The 13,336-nt window shown below is 63.3% G+C and carries 11 protein-coding genes and 2 tRNA genes; 1 reads left to right on the top strand and 12 read right to left on the bottom strand.

Annotated elements, in window-relative coordinates; genetic code table 11:
• Positions 1 to 3: 3 nt before the first annotated feature.
• The 10 genes from rpoB to EL249_RS03590 all read right to left on the bottom strand — a co-directional run bounded on the left by rpoB (position 4) and on the right by EL249_RS03590 (position 9,905).
• Positions 4 to 4,119 carry a DNA-directed RNA polymerase subunit beta gene (gene rpoB / locus EL249_RS03635; protein ID WP_005674286.1) on the bottom strand — a complete coding sequence of 1,372 codons (4,116 nt, stop codon included), beginning with the start codon at positions 4,117 to 4,119 and terminating at the stop codon, positions 4 to 6.
• A gap of 569 nt (positions 4,120 to 4,688) precedes the next feature.
• Positions 4,689 to 5,075 (bottom strand): 50S ribosomal protein L7/L12, encoded by a 387-nt coding sequence (rplL, locus tag EL249_RS03630; RefSeq protein WP_005674287.1) that lies wholly within the window; start codon positions 5,073 to 5,075, stop codon positions 4,689 to 4,691.
• 73 nt (positions 5,076 to 5,148) lie between these two features.
• Positions 5,149 to 5,673, bottom strand: a complete 525-nt coding sequence (gene rplJ, locus EL249_RS03625; protein ID WP_005674288.1) for a 50S ribosomal protein L10 — start codon at positions 5,671 to 5,673, stop codon at positions 5,149 to 5,151.
• Positions 5,674 to 6,132: 459 nt separating this feature from the next.
• Entirely contained in the window at positions 6,133 to 6,837 is a 705-nt protein-coding gene (gene rplA / locus EL249_RS03620) for a 50S ribosomal protein L1 (RefSeq protein ID WP_005674289.1), read from the bottom strand.
• Positions 6,838 to 7,269: a 50S ribosomal protein L11 gene (gene rplK / locus EL249_RS03615; RefSeq protein ID WP_005674290.1), complete on the bottom strand. Its 432-nt coding sequence runs from the start codon at positions 7,267 to 7,269 to the stop codon at positions 6,838 to 6,840.
• Between the two features lie 141 nt (positions 7,270 to 7,410).
• Positions 7,411 to 7,944 carry a transcription termination/antitermination protein NusG gene (gene nusG, locus EL249_RS03610; RefSeq protein ID WP_005674291.1) on the bottom strand — a complete coding sequence of 178 codons (534 nt, stop codon included), beginning with the start codon at positions 7,942 to 7,944 and terminating at the stop codon, positions 7,411 to 7,413.
• Positions 7,944 to 8,330, bottom strand: a complete 387-nt coding sequence (gene secE, locus EL249_RS03605) for a preprotein translocase subunit SecE (RefSeq protein ID WP_005674292.1) — start codon at positions 8,328 to 8,330, stop codon at positions 7,944 to 7,946. Before secE ends, nusG begins: the two co-directional genes overlap by 1 nt.
• 102 nt (positions 8,331 to 8,432) lie before the next feature.
• Positions 8,433 to 8,508 (bottom strand) — tRNA-Trp (locus tag EL249_RS03600).
• A gap of 22 nt (positions 8,509 to 8,530) precedes the next feature.
• Positions 8,531 to 9,721, bottom strand: a complete 1,191-nt coding sequence (tuf, locus tag EL249_RS03595) for an elongation factor Tu (protein WP_126348071.1) — start codon at positions 9,719 to 9,721, stop codon at positions 8,531 to 8,533.
• 109 nt (positions 9,722 to 9,830) lie between these two features.
• Positions 9,831 to 9,905: transfer RNA gene (locus EL249_RS03590), tRNA-Thr, on the bottom strand.
• Positions 9,906 to 10,367: 462 nt separating this feature from the next.
• On the opposite strand from EL249_RS03590, the gene EL249_RS03585 reads away from it, so the two are divergent.
• The gene (locus EL249_RS03585; RefSeq protein ID WP_005674293.1) at positions 10,368 to 11,297 is read left to right on the top strand and encodes an MBL fold metallo-hydrolase; all 930 of its coding nucleotides are present in this window, start codon (positions 10,368 to 10,370) and stop codon (positions 11,295 to 11,297) included.
• Between the two features lie 7 nt (positions 11,298 to 11,304).
• Here the strand turns inward: EL249_RS03585 and hpaR are convergent, their stop codons facing one another.
• A complete protein-coding gene (gene hpaR / locus EL249_RS13455; RefSeq protein ID WP_232002034.1) occupies positions 11,305 to 11,919 on the bottom strand; it encodes a homoprotocatechuate degradation operon regulator HpaR in 615 nt (204 codons plus the stop codon).
• 202 nt (positions 11,920 to 12,121) lie between these two features.
• Entirely contained in the window at positions 12,122 to 13,162 is a 1,041-nt protein-coding gene (locus EL249_RS03575) for a p-hydroxyphenylacetate 3-hydroxylase reductase component (protein ID WP_005674295.1), read from the bottom strand.
• Positions 13,163 to 13,336: the final 174 nt, after the last annotated feature.

The following is a 13,336-nucleotide window of genomic DNA, read 5'->3' as shown; positions in this document are numbered from 1 at the left end:
GTCTCAGGCGCGTTCGAGATCGATGTCGATGCCGAGCGAGCGAATTTCCTTGACCAGCACGTTGAAGGATTCCGGCATGCCGGCGTCGATGGCGTGCTCGCCCTTGACCATGTTTTCGTAGACCTTCGCACGACCGGTCACGTCGTCGGACTTGACCGTCAGCATCTCCTGCAGCGTGTAGGAGGCACCATAGGCTTCCAGTGCCCAGACCTCCATCTCGCCGAAACGCTGGCCACCGAACTGGGCCTTGCCGCCCAGCGGCTGCTGGGTCACCAGGCTGTACGGACCGGTGGAGCGGGCGTGCATCTTGTCGTCGACCAGGTGGTGCAGCTTCAGGAAGTGCATGTAGCCCACCGTGACCGGCCGGTCGAACGGATCGCCGGTGCGGCCGTCACGCAGGATGAGCTGCGTCTTGCTGGGCGTGAAGCCCAGTTTCTCGGTCCGCGGGTCATCCGACGGGAAGGCCAGATCCAGTGCAGCGTGGATCTCTTCCTCGGTCGCACCGTCAAACACCGGGGTGGCAAACGGCACGCCGTCCCGCAGGTTGTTCGCCATGGCCAGCAGCTCGTCGTCGGACAGCTCGGACAGGTTGGCCTTCTCGCCGCGGTCGTTATAGACCTTGTCGAGATAGCGGCGCAGCTCGGAGACCTTCACGTGACGGTCCAGCATCTCGCCGATGCGCAGGCCCACGCCCTTGGCAGCCCAGCCCAGGTGGGTTTCCAGAATCTGGCCCACGTTCATCCGCGACGGCACGCCCAGCGGGTTCAGCACGATGTCGCACGGGGTGCCATCAGCCATGTAGGGCATGTCCTCGATCGGCACGATGCGCGAGACCACACCCTTGTTGCCGTGGCGGCCGGCCATCTTGTCACCAGGCTGCAGACGACGCTTGACGGCCAGGTAGACCTTGACCATCTTCAGCACGCCCGGGGGCAGCTCGTCGCCCTGGGTGAGCTTCTTGCGCTTCTCTTCGAAGGCCAGGTCGAACTGGTGACGCTTCTGCTCGATGGCGTCCTTCATGCCTTCCAGCCAGCGGGCATCTTCCTCGTTGGCCAGACGCACCTCGAACCAGTGGTAGCGGTCCAGATCCTTCAGGTAGTCGCGGGTGACGACCGTGCCCTTGGCCAGCTTCTTGGGTCCGCCATTGGCTTCCTTGCCGTCCAGGAAACGCTCGATCCGGCTGAAGGCGTCGTTCTCGACGATCCGCAGCTGGTCGTTCAGGTCCAGACGGAAGCGCTTGAGTTCGTCGTCGATGATCGACTGCGCCCGCTTGTCACGGGTGATGCCCTCGCGGGTGAACACCTGCACGTCGATGACGGTGCCGTTCATGCCCGAAGGCACGCGCAGGCTGGTGTCCTTCACGTCGGAGGCCTTCTCGCCGAAGATCGCGCGCAGCAGCTTCTCTTCCGGGGTGAGCTGGGTCTCGCCCTTGGGCGTGACCTTGCCCACCAGCGTGTCGCCGGCCGAGACTTCGGCGCCGATGTAGACGATGCCGGACTCGTCCAGGCGGGCCAGCTGGCTCTCGGACAGGTTGGAGATGTCGCGGGTGATCTCCTCGGGCCCCAGCTTGGTGTCACGCGCCAGAACCGACAGCTCCTCGATGTGGATCGAGGTGTAGCGGTCGTCGGACACCACCTTCTCCGAGATCATCACCGAGTCCTCGAAGTTGTAGCCGTTCCAGGGCATGAACGCGATCAGCATGTTCTGCCCCAGGGCCAGCTCGCCGAGGTCGGTCGAGGCGCCGTCGGCGATCACGTCGCCGGCAGCCAGCCGGTCGCCCTTGGAGACGATCGGACGCTGGTTGATGTTGGTGTTCTGGTTGCTGCGGGTGTACTTGACGAGGTTGTAGATGTCCACACCCACTTCGCCCGCCGTGGCTTCCTCGTCGTTGACGCGGATCACCACCCGGTTGGCATCGACGTAGTCGACGGTGCCGCCGCGCAGCGCGGTGACGACCGTGCCCGAGTCCACCGCACAGGTGCGCTCGATGCCGGTACCGACCAGCGGTTTCTGCGGACGCAGGCAGGGCACGGCCTGACGCTGCATGTTGGCACCCATCAGCGCCCGGTTCGCGTCGTCGTGCTCAAGGAACGGAATCAGCGAGGCGGCCACGGACACGATCTGCGACGGCGCCACGTCGATGTACTCCACGCGGTCGGCCGAGACCAGCTGGGTCTCGCCGTTGATGCGCACCGACACCAGCTCGCCGGTCAGGCGGCCTTCCTCGTCCAGCTCGGCGTTGGCCTGAGCGATGACGTAGCGACCTTCCTCGATGGCCGACAGGAAGTCGATCTGGTCAGTCAGCTTCTGGTTCTCGACCTTGCGGTACGGAGTCTCCAGGAAGCCGAACTCGTTCAGGCGGGCATAGAGCGCCAGCGAGTTGATCAGACCGATGTTCGGACCTTCAGGCGTCTCGATCGGGCAGACGCGACCGTAGTGGGTCGGGTGCACGTCGCGCACCTCGAAGCCGGCACGCTCACGCGTCAGACCGCCCGGGCCAAGGGCCGAGACACGGCGCTTGTGGGTGATCTCCGACAGCGGGTTGGTCTGGTCCATGAACTGCGACAGCTGGCTGGAACCGAAGAACTCGCGGATGGCGGCGCTGATCGGCTTGCTGTTGATCAGGTCATGCGGCAGCAGGTTCTCGGTCTCGGCCTGGCCCAGACGCTCGCGCACGGCGCGCTCGACGCGCACCAGACCGGCACGGAACTGGTTCTCGGCCAGCTCGCCCACGCAGCGCACGCGACGGTTGCCCAGGTGGTCGATGTCGTCGATCTCGCCCTTGCCGTTGCGCAGGTCCACCAGCAGCTTGATGACAGCCACGATGTCGTCGTCTTCCAGCGTCATGGGGCCCGTGGGCTCCTCGCGGCCGACGCGGCTGTTGAACTTCATCCGGCCCACGCGCGACAGGTCGTAGGTGTCCTCGTTGTAGAAGAGGCGGTTGAACAGTGCCTCGACTGCGTCCTCGGTCGGCGGCTCACCCGGGCGCATCATCCGGTAGATGGCGATGCGGGCCGAGATCTGGTCGGCGGAGTCATCCAGACGCAGGGTCTGCGAGATGAACGGGCCCGCGTCCAGGTCATTGGTGTAGAGCGTGCGGAACTCGTGGATGTTGGCCGCGCGCAGGCGACCCAGGCTGTCCTCGGTCAGCTCGTCATTGGCGCGCATGACGATCTCGCCGGTCTCGGGATCGACGATGTCGGTGGCCACGGCACGACCCAGCAGGAACTCGTCCGGCACGCTGATCAGCTTCAGGCCGGCCTTCTCCATGTCGCGGATGTGCTTGGCGTTGATCCGCTTGTCCTTGGCAACGATCACGTTGCCTTCACGGTCGGTGATGTCGAAACGGGCCGTCTCACCCTTCAGACGCTCGGGCACCAGCTCCATCTTGGCGCCTTCCGACTCCAGCGTGAAGGTGTCGAAGACGAAGAAGTGGGCCAGGATCTGCTCCGGCGTCATACCGATGGCCTTCAGCAGGATCGTCACCGGCATCTTGCGGCGACGGTCGATACGGAAGTACAGGATGTCCTTGGCGTCAAACTCGAAGTCCAGCCACGAGCCACGGTAGGGGATGATCCGTGCCGAGAAGAGCAGCTTGCCGGAGCTGTGGGTCTTGCCGCGGTCGTGCTCGAAGAACACGCCGGGCGAACGATGCAGCTGCGAGACGATGACGCGCTCGGTACCGTTGATGACGAAGGAGCCGGTCGGCGTCATGAGCGGGATCTCGCCCATGTAGACTTCCTGCTCCTTCACTTCCTTGACCGTGGGCTTGCTGGCCTCGCGGTCCATGATGACCAGGCGCACGCGGGCGCGCAGCGGTGCGCAGAAGTTCAGGCCGCGCTGCTGGCACTCCTTCATGTCGAAGGCAGGCTGGCCCAGCGTGTAGCCGACGAACTCCAGACGCGCCATGTCGTTGTGCGAAGAGATCGGAAAGATCGACTTCAGTGCCGCCTGTAGCCCCACATCCTTGCGTTGGTCGGCGGGCACGCCTTCCTGCAGGAACTCGGCATAGGATTCAAGCTGCGTGGCCAGCAGGTAAGGCACTTCCTGCACGGCACGGGCACGCCGGTGGCCAAAGCTCTTGCGGATGCGCTTCTTTTCAGTGAACGAGTAGGTCATGGACTCTCCGTGAGACGTCGGGGTCACGATAGGCGAACGGAAGCCGCGCAGCGAAGGGCACCGCAGCTTCTGATTCTGGATCCGGGGCGGGAAGGCAACATGCGGCTGGCCGGGCAGCCCGCAACAAGGCCCTGACAGGGCGAAACGCGCCGTTTCGCGGTGTACTGCATGTGTATCCGTGGAAGAAACCCGCTGCAGGACCCGGCTCGGTAGCCCTTATTGCCTCGAAGAGGCAAGCTGGCCAACGAACAGGGTCTTGAAGCGAGTCTGGAAAGGGGCTGGAAGCTACCGGCCTGGTGCTGCCACGGCGACGACCGAGGCACGCGGGCGAATACCTCGCCAACCACCGGGCTCCAAACACCACAATCCGGAATCAGGGGAACAGGCCGATCACCAAGCGCGAGTGAAAGCGCTTCGGAGACGGCTGCCGGGAAACGCCCCCACCCCTGCCCTTCGGCAGGATGATGAGGGGTTTCCCGGTAAGGCAAACCCGCCGGATACACGGCAAACGACCGAGGTCCCCTGACAGCAGACCCCGGTCCCTTGGCCGATACCCGGCGGCAAGTCGATTACTTGACTTCGACCTTGGCGCCAGCGTCTTCCAGCTGTTTCTTCAGCGCGTCGGCGTCGGCCTTCGAGATGCCTTCCTTCACAGGCTTCGGAGCACCGTCGACCAGGTCCTTGGCTTCTTTCAGGCCCAGGCCGGTAGCGGCACGCACGACCTTGATCACCTCGACTTTCTTCTCGCCAGCAGCGGCCAGAACCACGGTGAACTCGGTCTGCTCTTCGGCAGCAGCACCACCAGCGGCGCCACCAGCGGCCGGAGCGGCCACGGCGACAGCAGCGGCAGCAGCCGACACGCCGAATTTCTCTTCCATCATCTTGATCAGTTCGGACAGTTCCAGAACCGTCATGCCTGCGACTGCGTCGAGGATCTCTTCTTTGCTCAGTGCCATTTGGAATTACTCCAGTTCGATTGCGTTTGTTACGTCGGATGAAGCCCGACAGTCAATGTGAGTGCGGGGATGCTCAGGCAGCTTCCTGCTTGTCGCGCACGGCCGCCAGACCGCGAACGAACTTCGTCGGAACCTCGTTGAGGGTACGAACGAAGGTAGCAACCGGTGCCTGCATCGTGCCCAGCAGCTTGGCCAGCAGCTCTTCGCGGCTCGGCATGGTGGCCAGGGCCTGAACCCCGGCGACGTCCATGACCACATTGGGCATGGCACCACCCTTCACCACGAGCTGGTCGTTGGCTTTTGCGAAGCTGGCGATCAGCTTGGCGGGCGCGACCGGATCAGCGGAAATGCCGTACATCAGCGGACCGACCATCTGGTCAGCCAGCTTCTCGTAAGGCGTATCCTTGACGGCGCGACGCACCAGCGTGTTCTTCAACACGCGCAGATACACACCCGATTCCCGTGCCTGCTTGCGCAGCTGGGTAATCTTCTCGACTGTCAGACCACGGTACTCGGCCAGGACGATCGAGCCAGCCTGTGCCACCTGGGCACTGACTTCCTCGATGACGGCCGCTTTCTCTTCACGATTGAGAGCCACGGTCTTTCCTTACAAATGAGATGGTTGCGCCGAAGCACTTCCATCGTTGACAACACGGCGATCAGGTGTGAAGCCTTCAGCCACAGGCGCTGCATCCTCAAGGGGTGAAACCCCATGAAATGCGCCGTCTGCAATCGAACACTTCATTCTTCAGGACCGCCATCTGCGTATGGCGCCGGAAACCGGATGGCGAACCACCCTGCTCCTGCATTCAAGACCGCCCTTGCCGGCAAGCCGGCTTGCTTGGTCCCATACGGTCTTTGACAACACGTACCCGAGGGTACGGCCCAAAGCTTGGTGGGGGAAGGAACAGATACCGCCGGCAAACCGACGGAAAACCTGCTGGAACCTTCGCCCCGAATCACTTCAAGATCCCATCAGGCCTTGAAGGCTGCTGCTAGTTGGTAGCCCGGCTCGTTGCCGGGCAACATCCTGCAGTCGGCCCTCACGGCCAGGAGATCAGGCTCCCGTGCCGCTGACGGAAGCGGTGTCAACCTTGACACCCACGCCCATCGTGCTGGAGACCGCGACCTTGCGCAGGTACAGCCCCTTGGAGGTGGCGGGCTTGGCACGGACCAGAGCCTCGACCAGAGCAGCCAGGTTCTCCTGCAGCGCCGCCACGTCGAAGGAAGCACGGCCGATGGTGGAGTGGATGATACCGGCCTTGTCGGTACGGTACTGAACCTGACCCGACTTGGCGTTCTTGACAGCCTCAGCAACGTTCGGCGTCACGGTACCGACCTTCGGGTTCGGCATCAGGCCACGGGGACCCAGGATCTGGCCCAGCGAGCCGACCACGCGCATGGCGTCCGGCGAAGCGATGACCACGTCGAAGTCCAGCTGACCAGCCTTCACTTTCTCGGCCAGATCTTCCATGCCCACGATGTCGGCGCCGGCGGCCTTGGCTTCTTCAACCTTGGCACCCTGCGTGAACACCGCAACGCGAACCGGCTTGCCGGTACCGCGGGGCAGCACCACCGAACCACGCACCAGCTGGTCGGATTTGCGGGGATCGATACCCAGCTGAACAGCCACGTCGACGGACTCGTCGAACTTGGCGGTTGCGCATTCCTTGACCAGGGCCAGGGCGTCAGCGGCGGGATACAGCTTGTTGGCTTCGACCTTGGCGCTCAGCGCCTTGGCACGTTTGCTCAGCTTGGCCATTTACACGCCCTCCACGTTCACGCCCATGCTGCGGGCAGAGCCGGCGATGGTACGCACGGCGGCATCCAGGTCGGCAGCGCTCAGGTCAGGCTGCTTGGTCTTGGCGATCTGCTCCAGCTGTTCGCGGGTCAGCGTGCCCACCTTGTCGGTGTGGGGGGTCTTCGAACCCTTGTCGATCTTGGCGGCTTTCTTGATCAGGATGGACGCCGGCGGCGTCTTCATGATGAAGGTGAAGCTCTTGTCGGCGAAGGCGGTGATGACCACAGGGATCGGCAGACCGGGCTCCATGCCCTGCGTCTGGGCGTTGAACGCCTTGCAGAACTCCATGATGTTCAGACCGCGCTGACCGAGGGCCGGACCGATCGGGGGCGAGGGGTTGGCTTTGCCTGCAGGAACCTGCAGCTTGATGAAGCCGACGATTTTCTTGGCCATGAATGGCTACTCCTGTGAGTACGACCGCCCGTAATCAGAATGGCGAACCTTTCTGACACAGGCTCCTCAAAACGCTGCCACCCCCTTTCGAAAGGCAGCAGCCTGAAACTGTCTTGCTGCGGAAGGAAAGACCTTCCGGGATCAGAGCTTCTCGACCTGCCCGAACTCCAGTTCGACCGGCGTGGCACGACCGAAGATGGTGACGGACACGGTCAGACGGCTCTTCTCGTAATTGACTTCCTCGACGTTGCCATTGAAATCGGCAAACGGACCTTCCTTGACCCGAACCATCTCGCCAATCTCGAAGAGCGTCTTCGGACGCGGCTTTTCCACGCCCTCGGCCATCTGGTTCATGATCTTGTCGACTTCAGCCTGGGAAATGGCCGCAGGACGGTTGCCGCTACCACCGACGAACCCGGTGACCTTGTTGGTGTTCTTCACCAGGTGCCAGGTGTCATCGTTCATTTCCATCTCGACCAGCACGTAGCCGGGAAAGAAACGACGCTCGGTGATGGAACGCTGGCCGTTCTTCATCTCCACCACTTCTTCGGTGGGGACGAGAATCTGGCCGAAGAGATCCTGCATGCCCGCACGCTCGACGCGCTCACGAATGGCACGGCCGACGCTCTTCTCCATGCCCGAGTAGGCGTGCACCACATACCAACGTTTGCTCATCAGCGACTCCAGCCCAGCACGAGATCGTACAAAACGAACTGCAGCCCGGAATCGACGAGCCACAGGAAGATGGCCATGACGACCACGAACAAGAAGACGTACAGCGTGACCGACCAGGTCTCCTTCTTGGTGGGCCAGACGACTCGCCGGGTTTCCTGCCAGGATTCACGCAGGAAGGCGAGCAGACGACGACCCTGCGTCGACGTCCAGGCAATCAGACCACCCAGTACCAGACCGCCGATGACGGACAGCACCCGGAAGATCAGCGCCTGATCACGCAACAGGTAGAAGCCGACGACGCCAGCCACCACGACCAGAATGGCAAGGATCAGCTTGACTCGGTCGCCGCCGGACGTGACATCTTCGACTTTATGCTGCGCTGCCATGTATCCAGCCTGGAAATATGCAGTCTTCGACTGCCATGAATGACTCTTGTTCTGACGAAAGCGGGCCTTGTCGGCCCGGCTTTCTTGCTACATCAGGAAAAGTGGCAGGGGCAGAGGGAATCGAACCCCCAACCTTTGGTTTTGGAGACCAACGCTCTGCCAGTTGAGCTATGCCCCTACGTTTCCTTCAATCCTTGGTATCAGGCGATGATCTTGGCGACCACACCGGCACCGACGGTACGACCACCTTCACGGATGGCGAACCGCAGACCCTGTTCCATGGCGATCGGGGCGATCAGCTTGACCTTCATCTGAACGTTGTCACCCGGCATCACCATCTCGGTGCCTTCCGGCAGCGTCACCGAACCCGTCACGTCCGTCGTACGGAAGTAGAACTGCGGACGATAGTTCGAGAAGAACGGCGTGTGACGGCCACCTTCGTCCTTGCTCAGGATGTACACCTCGGCTTCGAACTCGGTGTGCGGCTTGATCGTGCCCGGCTTGGCCAGCACCTGACCACGCTCGACGTCCTCGCGCTTCGTGCCGCGCAGCAGAATACCCACGTTGTCGCCTGCCTGACCCTGGTCCAGCAGCTTGCGGAACATCTCCACGCCCGTGCAGGTCGTCTTCTGCGTGTCACGGATACCGACGATCTCGATCTCGTCGCCAACCTTGATGATGCCACGCTCCACACGACCCGTAACCACCGTACCACGACCCGAGATCGAGAACACGTCCTCGATCGGCATCAGGAACGTACCGTCCACGGCACGCTCGGGCTCGGGGATGTAGCTGTCCAGCGCCTCGGCCAGCGCCATGATGGCCGGCTCGCCGATCTCGCTCGTGTCGCCTTCCAGCGCCTTCAGCGCCGAACCCTTGATGATCGGCAGATCGTCGCCCGGGAACTCGTACTTCGACAGCAGTTCACGAACTTCCATCTCCACCAGCTCCAGCAGCTCGGCGTCGTCGACCATGTCGGCCTTGTTCATGAACACGATGATGTAGGGAACACCCACCTGGCGGGCCAGCAGGATGTGCTCGCGCGTCTGCGGCATCGGGCCGTCAGCCGACGACACCACCAGGATCGCGCCGTCCATCTGGGCAGCACCCGTGATCATGTTCTTCACGTAGTCAGCGTGTCCCGGGCAGTCCACGTGTGCATAGTGGCGCTTGGCGGTCTCGTACTCGACGTGCGAGGTGTTGATCGTGATGCCCCGGGCTTTCTCTTCCGGTGCATTGTCGATCTGGTCATAGCCCTTGGCCTCACCGCCGAACTTCTTCGACAGCACCGTGGCAATCGCCGCCGTCAGCGTCGTCTTGCCATGGTCCACGTGACCGATGGTGCCCACGTTCACGTGCGGCTTGGTCCGTTCAAACTTGCCCTTTGCCATAACTGGAGACTCCTGATGTCTGGGTGGGGAGTGGCCGACCGACCCGGGATCCGTCAGGGACCCTCCCTGACATGACGCGCTGCCATTGTCGGCAACGCCTTGGAATATGTGGTGCCCATGGCGCGGATCGAACGCGCGACCTCTCCCTTACCAAGGGAGTGCTCTACCACTGAGCCACATGGGCATGACCTTCAACAACCTTGCCTGAAGCAGGCAAGGGTCAGACACGCTTGAACTTTCAGCCTTGCTTGCAGGACGACGGAACCGCCCTTGCAACCAAACCGCTGTGTGCCTGTCCGGTCAATGGGACATTATGAAGACTTTTTCTCTGCGATGCAAGGGGGTGGCGAAGTTCCATCATCAGCACCCGATCTGCGCTCGCGCGGATAGGTCCACAAGGGTGTGATGATAGGGCAAAACCGGCTTCTGTGCGCATGGCTGCCGCACTTCCCGTTCAAACGTCGCGTACTGCATACGTTCAACGGCATCCGCCCCCCCCACTGCACTTGCCGTCACGGACAGAACGCCCAGGTACCACGACCCGGTTGCCTGGTGACGCGCCGTGCGCCCGGCATGCTGTTCCGCGCCGGCTCATTCTGGCAAGATCAGCGTTGCCCATTCGACAGACATCTTTGGAATCCGCCCCATGAACACCCCCAAGACCCTGGTTGCCAGCGCTCTGGCGCTGGCCTTTGCCTTGGCAGGCTGCAGCCTTCTGCCCAGCACCGCCGACACGACGCCTGCCACCAGCGTGAAGGAAATGGCCGAGGCCCCGCTGACGATCCAGACCTACAACCCGGGCGAGGAAGCCATCTTTGCCGTGTCGTCCACCCTGGTGCAAGGCAGGAAGGACGCCATCCTGATCGACGCGCAGTTCTCGGCCGAGGATGCCCGTAAGCTGGCGGCGCAGATCAAGGCCAGCGGCAAGAGGCTCGTGGCCATCTATATCAGCCATTCCGATCCGGACTACTACTTCGGGCTGGATACGCTGAAGGGCGAGTTCCCCGAAGCGCGGATCGTGGCCACGCCGCAGACCGTCGCCGCCATCGAGCAGAACAAGGACATCAAGCTGAAGGTCTGGGGGCCACAGCTGGGCGAGAACGCGCCCAAGGACATCATCATTCCGGAGCCGCTGGACGGTGACCGCCTGAAGCTGGAAGGGCAGACGCTGCAGGTGGTGGGCCTGGACGGCCCCACACCAGACCGCACCTTCGTCTGGATCCCGTCGATCCGCGTGGTAGCCGGCGGCATTCCCGTGGTGGCCGGAGAGCACGTCTGGATGGCGGACACGCAGACGCCGCAATCGCATGCGGACTGGCTGACCACACTGGACCGCATCCAGGCGCTGAACCCGTCCGTGGTGATCCCCGGGCACTATGCGCCGGGCAGTGCGCTGGACCTGAGGGCCGTTCAGTTCACCGGTGACTACATCCGCGCATTCGACGAGGAAACCGCCAAGGCCACCAACTCGACCGAGCTGATCTCGGCCATGAAGGCTCGCTACCCCCACCTGGCCGGCGAAGGGTCCCTGGACCTGAGCGCCAGGGTGGCCATGGGCGAGATGCAGTGGCCCTGACGGGCATTCAGGGCTGCGTGGCGCTCAGCTCGTCGAGCAGCGCCAGCAGCGCCTGGACTTTCTCCTTGCCGAATTTCTCTTCCAGGCGCCGGTAGTCGTCCTCGACCTCATCGACCATGTCGTTGAAACAGGTCTGCCCGGCAGGACTCAGGCTCACGTAGACGCGGCGCTGATCATGCCGGGGCTTGCGGCGCTGGACGAGGCCATCCCGCTCCATGCGCTGGAGCACACCCGTCATACTGGGCTTCAGGATGCAGACCAGCTCGGCCAGCTGGTGACTTTCCAGCTCGCCGTAGCGGCGCAGCACACGAATGATCCGCCATTGCTGCTCGGTGAGTCCATGCCGGTTGAGCGACGGCCGGAAAAAGAGCATGGCCGATTCCCGAGCCTGCAGCAGCGCCATCGTGAGAGAGGGACGCACGGTGACGGGCGGCGGCGCGGCGATATCCGGCGCGGGAATGGGAGGATCGGGCGCGCGTGTCGGCGTCAGGCGGATCGTCCGGGGCTTCAGGGCGTGCCGCTCCCCCTCGGGCAGAGGCTGTGCATCAAGCACCGAGAAGGGATGGGTGCCGGCATCAACACTGGCATCCGGCAGCGCAACGGTCGATGTGAATGCGTCCATATCCATGGGGATTGTCAAAACATGTCATCTGAACAATACCGGCAGGATACCCCAGACCGCGCGATCGGGTGGAGATAACCAATCGCTTTCCCGCTCCGAAGGGCCGGATACAGGCCGTTTTCCAGGAAAAGAAATATCCCGTTCGGGAATTTTTCACATCGAATCCATCGTCTGGACCGTCGGGGACGGGCAACGGGCTGCCTCAGCAGCGCACGATGACCCGCTTCAGCATGTCGGCGAACAGCGCCTTTTCTTCGTCCGAGAAGGGCGCAAACACCCTGTCCTGCTGACGGCGGGCCATGTCCCAGACGGCCTGCGCCTGACGATGCCCCTCGGGGGTCAGCACGAAACCGCTGCCCTCCTGCCGGACCAGGCCCCGCTCACGCAACAGGCGCAGCACCGGCTCGACTTCGCGCGCCGGCATGACGGCCTGGTGCACCACCGTGGCCAGATCGACTGGCTGGTCAGCATCCAGGACCAGCAGCACGCGTGACTCGCCTGCACTCCACCCACCCTGCCGGCGCTCAGGCTGACAGGCTTCCTGATGGGCACGCATCGCCTGGCTCATCAGATAGAAGTAGTTGTCCACCAGGCGGCTGTGGAACTCGGTGCGCGGGGCATTCACCTCTTCCCGCTCTTCCAGCTCCGGATGCGGCAGCACCATGGAATAGGCGCCCTGGTGGTAGAGCAGCGGATCGCGCCCGTTGTCGTCGTAGGCCACCACCTTGCCGATCATGATCCAGTGGTCGCCCCCGTCGATGATCTGGTGCTTCTCGCACTGGAAGCTGGCCGCGGTGTTTTCCAGCAGGATGGAACCGCCGACACCGGACCGGTGCGGTACCCCCGCGTAGCGGTCGTCGCCGGGGCGGGCGAACTGGTTGGACAGGGCGATCTGGCCCACCGCCAGCACGTTGACGGCGAAGTGCGAGGCCTGCGCAAAGACCGGGTAGCTGCCCGAACGCTTGTCGATGCTCCAGAGGATGAGCGGCGGATCGAGCGACACCGAGTTGAAGCTGTTGGCGGTGACCCCGACCTTCCGACCGTCGGCGCTGGCCGTCATGACCGTGACGCCGGTGGCGAAGTTGCCCAGCGCCCGACGGAATTTCCGGGGGTCGATCACGGCCTCTGCAACCGGGACCGGCTGGCCACCCGCCCCCGCACGCTGCGCCGCGCCGGCAGCCTGTCCGTTGCTCTGACCATTCTGCGGGGCGGCAACAGCCTGTGCCGCGGGGTTTGTCGTCATGTCCTGCTATCTCCAGAAGAGCCATGGGCCGGCACGGGGAATCCCTGCCCGGCAGCGTGTCGAAGGCGCGCGGCGACACGCCGCGGACCCGATGGGGCGGCAAACAGGCAGGTCTGCCTCGCACCGACGATCACCCGGCAGGCCTGCAAAGGCGATGGATTCTGCCAGACACCC

The sequence above is a fragment of the Lautropia mirabilis genome (genome assembly GCF_900637555.1).
Taxonomy (GTDB): Bacteria; Pseudomonadota; Gammaproteobacteria; order Burkholderiales; family Burkholderiaceae_E; genus Lautropia; species Lautropia mirabilis.
This window is presented reverse-complemented; position numbering and strand designations above follow the sequence as displayed.

Coding starts and splice junctions, on each gene's coding strand:
- rpoB (WP_005674286.1), bottom strand. CDS start 4,119: ATGACCTACTCGTTCACTGAAAAGAAGCGCATCCGCAAGAGCTTTGGC.
- rplL (WP_005674287.1), bottom strand. CDS start 5,075: ATGGCACTGAGCAAAGAAGAGATCCTCGACGCAGTCGCAGGCATGACG.
- rplA (WP_005674289.1), bottom strand. CDS start 6,837: ATGGCCAAGCTGAGCAAACGTGCCAAGGCGCTGAGCGCCAAGGTCGAA.
- rplK (WP_005674290.1), bottom strand. CDS start 7,269: ATGGCCAAGAAAATCGTCGGCTTCATCAAGCTGCAGGTTCCTGCAGGC.
- nusG (WP_005674291.1), bottom strand. CDS start 7,944: ATGAGCAAACGTTGGTATGTGGTGCACGCCTACTCGGGCATGGAGAAG.
- secE (WP_005674292.1), bottom strand. CDS start 8,330: ATGGCAGCGCAGCATAAAGTCGAAGATGTCACGTCCGGCGGCGACCGA.
- tuf (WP_126348071.1), bottom strand. CDS start 9,721: ATGGCAAAGGGCAAGTTTGAACGGACCAAGCCGCACGTGAACGTGGGC.
- EL249_RS03585 (WP_005674293.1), top strand. CDS start 10,368: ATGAACACCCCCAAGACCCTGGTTGCCAGCGCTCTGGCGCTGGCCTTT.
- hpaR (WP_232002034.1), bottom strand. CDS start 11,919: ATGGACGCATTCACATCGACCGTTGCGCTGCCGGATGCCAGTGTTGAT.
- EL249_RS03575 (WP_005674295.1), bottom strand. CDS start 13,162: ATGACGACAAACCCCGCGGCACAGGCTGTTGCCGCCCCGCAGAATGGT.